This window comes from Rhodococcus sp. BS-15, assembly GCF_000813105.1.
Classification (GTDB): domain Bacteria; phylum Actinomycetota; class Actinomycetes; order Mycobacteriales; family Mycobacteriaceae; genus Rhodococcoides.
This window is the reverse complement of record NZ_BAOX01000249.1, coordinates 1-7333: the sequence shown is the minus strand read 5'-3', so window position 1 is coordinate 7333 and position 7333 is coordinate 1. Positions and strand designations below refer to the sequence as shown.

The following is a 7333-nucleotide window of genomic DNA, read 5'->3' as shown; positions in this document are numbered from 1 at the left end:
CGACCATCCCACGCCCGAGCAGGCCCACACATCGCCTGAACCCGCCCAAAGACCACTCCCAGCCCCGCACCGAAACACCGGTGCGGGGCTGGAAAAGATTGTCGTGCAGCTACTTCAGCAAGGATCCGTCACCGCGGTCGTGCCACATCACCTCGAGCAGGTGTTGGAACGGCAACGGCAGCACAGTGTGTACTGACCTAGTTCGCGTCGAGCTTCGCGACCGCCTCGTCGATCATCGGCACGTATCGCTCGAGTGCCCACGGCACCGTCAGTGGATTGATGATGGACGAGCCGGTGACGAACGACTGATCCGTCGGTGACACGACAGAACCGCGAGACACGGCCGGGATCTGCTTGTACGCAGCTGATTCTCGGTGTCGGTACGGTTCTGCGGGTCCGAGTAGAAGGTGAAGATCAAGTCGGAATCGTTGAGCAGATTCGCGTTCTCCAAACCGATCACCGCGGAGTCGGTGCCCTCGGTCTCGTCGAGGGTGTTCACCACCGGATCGACCTGCAACCCGAGCGCACGGACCATCGCAACGCGCTGCTCGTCGGCGAGGAACACCCCGAGCGTCCCCGGCCCGGTGTTGTAGATGTACGAAAAGCTCACTCCGGCATATTCGGGATGATCGGTCGTGGCGTCGACGAAGCGGGCCTTGATCTTCTCGATCTCGTCCGCTGCCTTCTGCTCCTCACCCATGGCCTTGCCGATGACGGTGATCTGGTCTTCCCAGGTGATCGTCCACGGCTGCTCCTCGTAGGCGACCACTGGAGCGAACGCACTGAGCTTGTCGAACTGGTCCTGTGTCACTCCCGACCACGGGGCCAGGATCAAGTCAGGTTCGAGAGCAGCAACGGCTTCGATGTTGAGCTCGGTTCCACCGGTGAATTGTTCGGGAAGTTCGGCACCCAACTCGGTGACTGCGTCGTGAACCCACGGCAGATACCCCGAATCGTCGGCACCCCACGAATACTCCTCGACGCCGACCGGGACGGTCCCCAGTGCGATCGCGGTCTCGGCCGACCCCTGACCGAGAGTCACGATGCGCTCGGGCTTCTCGGTGATGACGGCCTGCCCCAGAGCCGAATCGATGGTGACGGCGGCAAAGTCGCCGCCGTCGGCCTGTTCGGGCTCGGCAGTGTCGGCAGACGAGCACGCCCCGACCACCAGGGCCGACACAGCGAGCACGGACAGCAGGGACGCACGGCGAGTGAAACGTCGACCGGCTGTTGGAGCAGAGAACATGGATACCTCTCGACGGACCAGCGGTTAAAGGTAAGTCAAGGCTAACCTACAAGAGTGGTTCGAATGCACTGCACAGCGGGCGTTCGCTACGGTGGGAGCCATGAGCCTTCCTCGTCCCGCCCCTGATCGGACAGCCGTCGTGACCGGAGCGTCCTCGGGAATCGGAGCCGCGATCGCCCGCGTGCTCGCATCCCGCGGCCACGGCGTCACCCTCGTCGCCCGGCGTGCCGACAAGCTCGAAGACTTGGCACAGGAGATCCGCGCACGGGGAGTCCGAGCCGAAGTGCTCGCCGCAGACCTGTCCGACCGCACTGCTCGCGCCGAACTACTCGGCCGCATCACCGAACTCGGCCTGATCCCGGACATCCTGATCAACAACGCCGGGCTCTCCACCCTCGGACCTGTCGCAGAATCCGACCCGGACGCCGAGATGCACATGATCGAGGTCGACGTGGTCGCCGTCGCGGATCTGTGCACCCGATTTCTTCCCGGCATGATCGAACGACGACGCGGCGCACTGCTCAATGTGGCCTCGACCGCTGCTTTTCAGCCTCTGCCCGGTCAGGCCGGATACGGCGCGTGCAAGGCGTTCGTGCTCTCCTACACGCAGTCGCTGACCGGCGAGCTGAAGGGAACGGGCGTAACCGCAACTGCACTGTGCCCCGGCCCGGTGCAGACCGGGTTCGGCGAGGCCGCCGGCTTCGCGAAAGACGATGCAGAGAAAGCACTTCCGTCGATCATGTGGGTCTCGGCCGAGACGGTGGCCAGAACTGCCGTCGACGACATGACCAAGGGACGTATGGTGTCGATCCCCGGGCCCGCCAATCGAATCGGATCGATCTTCGCGCAGATCACCCCGCGCACACTGTTGGTCCCGATGCTCACTCGTGTTCATCCCGGCCTGAAGAAGGGTGCGTCGTCGTGAAGCGCGAACTCACCGTTTCCGACAGCATCGTCGTCGAGGCCGACGCCGACACTCTCTACGCTGCGATCAGTGACCCCACGAAAATGGGTCAGTGGAGCCCCGAGAACACCGGTGCCACCGTGCACGAACCCCGCGAAACCGCGTATGTGGGAATGGTGTTCGACGGCACCAACAAACGCGGCCCAGCTACGTGGGTCACCCGCTGCACCGTGACTGCTGCCGACCCGGGCAAGACGTTCGAGTTCCGAGTCCACGCCATCGGCAAGAGCGCTCCGAAGATCAAGGGCGCGAATGCAACCTGGCGATACGACTTCGAACCGGTCGAGGGCGGAACGAAAGTCACCGAAACTTGGACCGACGACCGCACGAAGTGGCCCGACGCGCTGGCGCTGGTCTTCGACAAGATCGTCACCAGCGGAAAGACGTTCCCACAGTTCCAGCGTCGCAACATCCGTAAGACGCTGGAGAACCTGCAGAAGCGTTACGCCTGAGCGCTTCTGGAATACATGCCGAGCACGTACGACGCCTGCCCCGCGTGCTGGAGGTCGTCGGACAGGACCGAAACCAGCCTGGTGCCCAAGGTGACCGGCGGGTTCCAGTTCTCGTCGACGATCCGATCCAGATCGTCGGCCCCGACACTGCCCAGGTACGCAATGGTTTTCGAGTGCACAGCGTCGTAGTACTCGCGTAGTAGCTCGGCACTCGAGGCGACCTCGGCGACGTCGGACGAGGACTGGCCGTACCCGATGTCGGAACGGTCGAAAGGGAGACCGAAGCGCTCGAACCACGAGTCGGACGTCCAGACCTGCTCACTCCCGGCCACGCCCGCGATGTGGTCGTCCTGCACCCGCGTCAGGTGCCACACCAACCACGCGATGCTGTTGGCATCGGCGTCCGGTCGATAGGTCAACGCAGCCGCGGGAATGTCGTCCAGGACCGAATGCACGAGCTCCTTGATTCGGTCGAACGCGTCGGTGAGCAGGTCGTTGTGATTCATGAAAGATCCATCTCTTCTCTGACAGCACTGATGACCACTCATGCATACCCCGATGGGAGCGGAGGGAACATCGGGGCGGTCCGGGCGCGTTGGACCGGATATGACTGCTCCAGCAATTGTGTACACCCGCACCGGCGATTCGTCCGTCCTCGAACTGCAGTATCGCGAGGTGACCGAGCCCGGCGCAGGCGAAGTGCGTGTTCGCATCGTGGTCTCCGGCGTCAATCCGACGGACTGGAAGAACCGAACCGGCTCCGGACCGGGTGAGAAGCTGGCATTCGACGAGGTGGTGCCCAACCAGGACGGTGCCGGAGTGATCGACGCGGTCGGCTCCGAGGTCGACGGCCTGGCCGAGGGAGATCGTGTCTGGGTCTACCTGGCCCAGCATCAGCGTCCGACCGGAACAGCACAGTCCTTTGCAATTCTGCCTGCTTCCCGGGTGGTTCCTCTGCCCGACGGCGTCGGCTTCGACGTGGGCGCGAGCCTCGGCGTGCCCGCGATGACGGCACACCGTGCGCTGACCGTCTCCGAGGACGGACCCATTCGGCTGCACCCGGGCGCGTTGGACGGCAAGTCGGTTCTGGTCGCCGGTGGTGCCGGTGCCGTCGGCCATGCTGCGATCCAGTTGGCCCGATGGGCAGGCGCGACCGTGGTGACGACTGTCAGTGGACCGGAGAAGGGCGCACTGGCGACCGCCGCGGGCGCTCACCACGTGGTGAACTACAAGGCCGGTGACGCCGCCGCCGAGATCCGCGAATTGGTTCCCACCGGAATCGATCTCGTCGTCGAGGTTGCTCCCGCACAGAACGCAGCACTCAACGCTGCTGTGGGAGCGAACCGCGCCTCGATCGCGGTGTACGCCAACAACGGCGGTGACACCGTCACGCTCGACGTCCGGCCGAACATGGTGCTGAACACTCGCTACCAGTTCGTGCTGCTCTACACCGTGGGCGACGAGGCTCTGCGGAACGCCGAAGAAGACGTCAGCGCGGCGGCAGCAGCAGGTGTGCTCGAAGTGGGTGACGCCACCGGCCTACCGCTGCACCGCTACTCGTTGAGCGAAACCGCTGCAGCACACGACGCCGTGGAGAACGGAGCCGTCGGCAAGGTGCTGATCGACGTCGCCAGCGAATAATTCAGGTGATGACCGGCAACGTGGACCAAGGGAAAACGATCCACCTGCCGGTCATACGCTGCCAGTAGTACTGCTGCTCAACGATTCTGAGATCGGCAGGCGCTGACCAACGCCCCAACATCGGAGGCTGCGACTTCGGGGTGATCGCGTTCGGCACATTCGTCGATGCGGGCAACCACGAATCGAGTGCACGCCCGGTCGGATCGGAGCAAACCAGGCTGGTCTCAGGTTTGGTAGAGGGCGTCGAGGTCGAATTTGCGGAGATGGTGTTTCGTGCGGTCGAGGTCTCCGGTGGTGGTTCTCCCAGGTCTTGAATGCAGTCGGGTAGTTATGACCCCATTCGGCGGCTTTGAAGTCATCGAGAGCGGCCTGGGCCGCATCGACGGTGGGCGCCGGTATAGATCGACCGTAGTGACGACGCCACCGCCTTGCGGTCGCCGTAGGACACGAACCGCATCGACGCACTGGCCGGTGTCGATCTTGGCCATCACCTCATCGAGCGCACCGAGGCCTTCAGTGCATCGAACGCGCTGGGCTCGGATCGATCGATATTGCCGCTGTCGGTGCCGCCGTTATGATTGTTGCCCACAGTCATGGTCACGATGATGCTCCATCCGTGTCAGCTCGTACTTACACAAACCATCTGACACGCCCTGCTGAGAGATGAGCGCTCAACGATCGTCAGCGGCGGATTCTTTCCACCGTGCACGCAGAGCAGGAAGCTGGCACATCTCACGAAAGCTCTCCTCTCGCAAGAGCTGACGACTTTCCGGGTGCATGTGCAAATGCTGCAGTACAGCGAAGAGCATGTTCGGCTCCATGGGAAGGAGATGCAACGCAACTCGATAGTTTCCATTTTTGAAAGCCCATGACGGACCATGCACCTCGGCCCCCTCGGCGACGCGTAGGTCAACAATCGGAACCGCGAGCGGGGCGAAACCGTATCCGTAGGCAATCGAATCCGGGATCACTTCCTCGATCCGATCCCAACACGCACGCGCTCCCGACCTGCGATGCCAGAACGGAGCATCCCGCTTCTCCTCGATCTCAACTCCATCTGCGGTCAGACGCAAAGTCACCCTGACCTGGGTCAACACGACGAACAACAAAATCAACATGGCAGTAATCGCCCCGACGCCGGACAGTACGGCCCCAAACCAACCCGCTCCGCCGGCGGGGATCAGCGACGACCAACCCATGAACCACGACAAGACCGACAGTGCGGCGCACACGAACAGCCCCGACATAATCACCAACAACAGGATGTTGCTCAGCCTGGGGCTGGCGATGGTGACAGCAGGACCACTCTCGAAATGAACATGACGCAAAGCGGATCGTGAAACAAAGCGAAAACCCGCGCGATCGAACAAACCTGCTGAGCATCCCACCAGCAGCATCGCCAGTCCGAGGTAACTCACTGGTACTGCTATGCCCGACCACGAACGAATTGAGTTCAGTGCCAGCGAGCCGATCGGCACTGCGGCCAGAAGCAGGAACAGTGCCGCCGCCAACGCGAACCAGGAGAGCCTCTGCGGCCACTGCGGTTTCCACTGCACCGGACTTGATCCCCCTTCCTGCGCACATCGTTCTACTTCCACCATGACTGCAATCCTTTCGTCGCTAGATACGCTGTCACGCCACCTGCGACAACTCCGACCACAAATCCCGCTGCGGTTCCCACACCTGGGACAGGAACGAGCGTTCCGATTGCTGCACCCGTCGCGCCCGCAGCCAACCAACCAGCGGCCACCCCTGCCCCGGCACCGATCGCATTGCTTGTCACGGCCACCGAGGGGTCCATACCGCTTCTGATGTCGTTGCTGATACCCGGAACCGTCCCGACCACCACCCCGGCAGGTCCGAAGCGCCGACCGATCGTGAGCGCAAGGTCGTCCGCTGAAGCCGTGGCTGCACTCGTCAGAGCACGCCCGGTCGCATCCGTCATAGCACCGATAATTCCAGATGCCGTCCCCGCTTCAATCGCTGCTCGATCCGGTGCCCAGTCGATTCCAGGACTTGCAGCACGACTACTGGGGTTAGCTTGGGCGTTCGAAGGATTAGGCACTGGTTCCCATTTCTCGGTGAGTGGGTTCCATGCCGTGTTCATTTCACTGCTCTCATCGAACAGTCCGGTGGGCGAGCGATCAGGATTCAACGCGATGAGATCACCGTCAGGTATCAGCACCGACTGCGTACCTTCGTTGTTCAACGTAGTGGTGTAGTTGTTGCCGTCCTCGTCGAGTGCGCCGGAATGCACATACGAATTCGATTGATCCGGGTTCGTGATGGCCGAATCGTACGAACCGTCGTCGTTGGCAGCCCAATTCGCCGTCGAGGTGGTGCCGTCCTGGTTCGCCACCACAGTGCTGCCCTCGGTGTTCGCCGCGTTCGCCTCGGACAACGCATCCGGCGACGCGCCGTTGGTCGGGCTGCCGGTGGTCCACGTCTCGGTTGAGGACTCATCCGAGCTGACATCGGTGTTGTTGTACGACGCTGCACCCCAACTGTCGTCGGACCAGGTGTTGATGTTTCCTCGACCGTCATCGTTGGTCCTGGTGTCGGTCCACGTGCCGTCTTCGCGAGTGATGCGAGTGTCGACCGCTTCCGCATTGATCAGCGTGTGCGTGGCGGTTTGTCCACCAGGAAGAGCCTCGGTCCACGTCTCTCCATCAGAGCGGCCGGTGGTATCCACCATCCCGATCTTGTCCTCGGGAGGATCGGCGAGGATCGGATACAGAATGTTCTCGATGCCCACGGTGTCGACGACCTGGACCAGATGTCCGTCGCGGATCTCGTAGTGCGTGGGAATCGGTGTGCCGTCGGCGGCGTACGCCCACGGCGCGGCGACCCTCGACACCGAATTTCCGTCGGCGTCGACGACGGTCACCGAACCATCCGGATCGACCGACATGTGGCCACCGGGCGGCACCGTCACCGGAATCACCGATTCGTGCGACGACGACCGGTCGTGGATCAAGAACAACGTACGACGACCCCCACCCGGATCGGGGACGGTGATCTTCGACTGCC

General features: G+C 62.7%; 6 protein-coding genes and 2 pseudogenes. 4 read left to right on the top strand and 4 right to left on the bottom strand.

Translation table 11 applies throughout. From position 1 onward, the window contains the following. A partial coding sequence (locus tag RHBS_RS29810; protein ID WP_236745399.1) for a hypothetical protein occupies nt 1-196 on the top strand: 196 nt, incomplete at its 5' end. Nucleotide 197: 1 nt separating this feature from the next. On the opposite strand, the pseudogene RHBS_RS21465 reads toward RHBS_RS29810, so the two are convergent. Continuing rightward, nucleotides 198-1246 (bottom strand): annotated as a pseudogene (locus RHBS_RS21465) (iron-siderophore ABC transporter substrate-binding protein). A 100-nt stretch (nt 1247-1346) separates the two neighbouring features. Here RHBS_RS21465 and RHBS_RS21460 point away from each other — a divergent pair. Together RHBS_RS21460 and RHBS_RS21455 are read left to right on the top strand one after the other, a co-directional pair. Further along, on the top strand, nt 1347-2171 hold the full coding sequence (locus tag RHBS_RS21460; protein ID WP_121873565.1) for an SDR family oxidoreductase: 825 nt from the start codon (nt 1347-1349) through the stop codon (nt 2169-2171). Continuing rightward, on the top strand, nt 2168-2662 hold the full coding sequence (locus RHBS_RS21455) for an SRPBCC family protein (protein WP_121873199.1): 495 nt from the start codon (nt 2168-2170) through the stop codon (nt 2660-2662). Before RHBS_RS21460 ends, RHBS_RS21455 begins: the two co-directional genes overlap by 4 nt. On the opposite strand, the gene RHBS_RS21450 is transcribed toward RHBS_RS21455, so the two are convergent. Then, entirely contained in the window at nt 2653-3168 is a 516-nt protein-coding gene (locus tag RHBS_RS21450) for a DinB family protein (protein WP_121873200.1), read from the bottom strand. The genes RHBS_RS21455 and RHBS_RS21450 overlap by 10 nt on opposite strands. A 100-nt stretch (nt 3169-3268) precedes the next feature. Here RHBS_RS21450 and RHBS_RS21445 point away from each other — a divergent pair, with 100 nt between their 5' ends. Continuing rightward, nucleotides 3269-4303 carry an NADPH:quinone reductase gene (locus RHBS_RS21445; protein WP_121873201.1) on the top strand — a complete coding sequence of 345 codons (1035 nt, stop codon included), beginning with the start codon at nt 3269-3271 and terminating at the stop codon, nt 4301-4303. Nucleotides 4304-4974: 671 nt separating this feature from the next. Here the strand turns inward: RHBS_RS21445 and RHBS_RS21440 are convergent. Continuing rightward, nucleotides 4975-5814: a hypothetical protein gene (locus RHBS_RS21440; RefSeq protein ID WP_128646399.1), complete on the bottom strand. Its 840-nt coding sequence runs from the start codon at nt 5812-5814 to the stop codon at nt 4975-4977. Nucleotides 5815-5891: 77 nt separating this feature from the next. Beyond that, nucleotides 5892-7333, bottom strand: a pseudogene (locus tag RHBS_RS29205) (hypothetical protein); the annotation flags it as partial.

Excerpts from the sequence above, each read along its gene's own strand:
- RHBS_RS21460 (WP_121873565.1), top strand. The coding sequence starts at position 1,347 with ATGAGCCTTCCTCGTCCCGCCCCTGATCGGACAGCCGTCGTGACCGGA.
- RHBS_RS21450 (WP_121873200.1), bottom strand. The coding sequence starts at position 3,168 with ATGAATCACAACGACCTGCTCACCGACGCGTTCGACCGAATCAAGGAG.
- RHBS_RS21445 (WP_121873201.1), top strand. The coding sequence starts at position 3,269 with ATGACTGCTCCAGCAATTGTGTACACCCGCACCGGCGATTCGTCCGTC.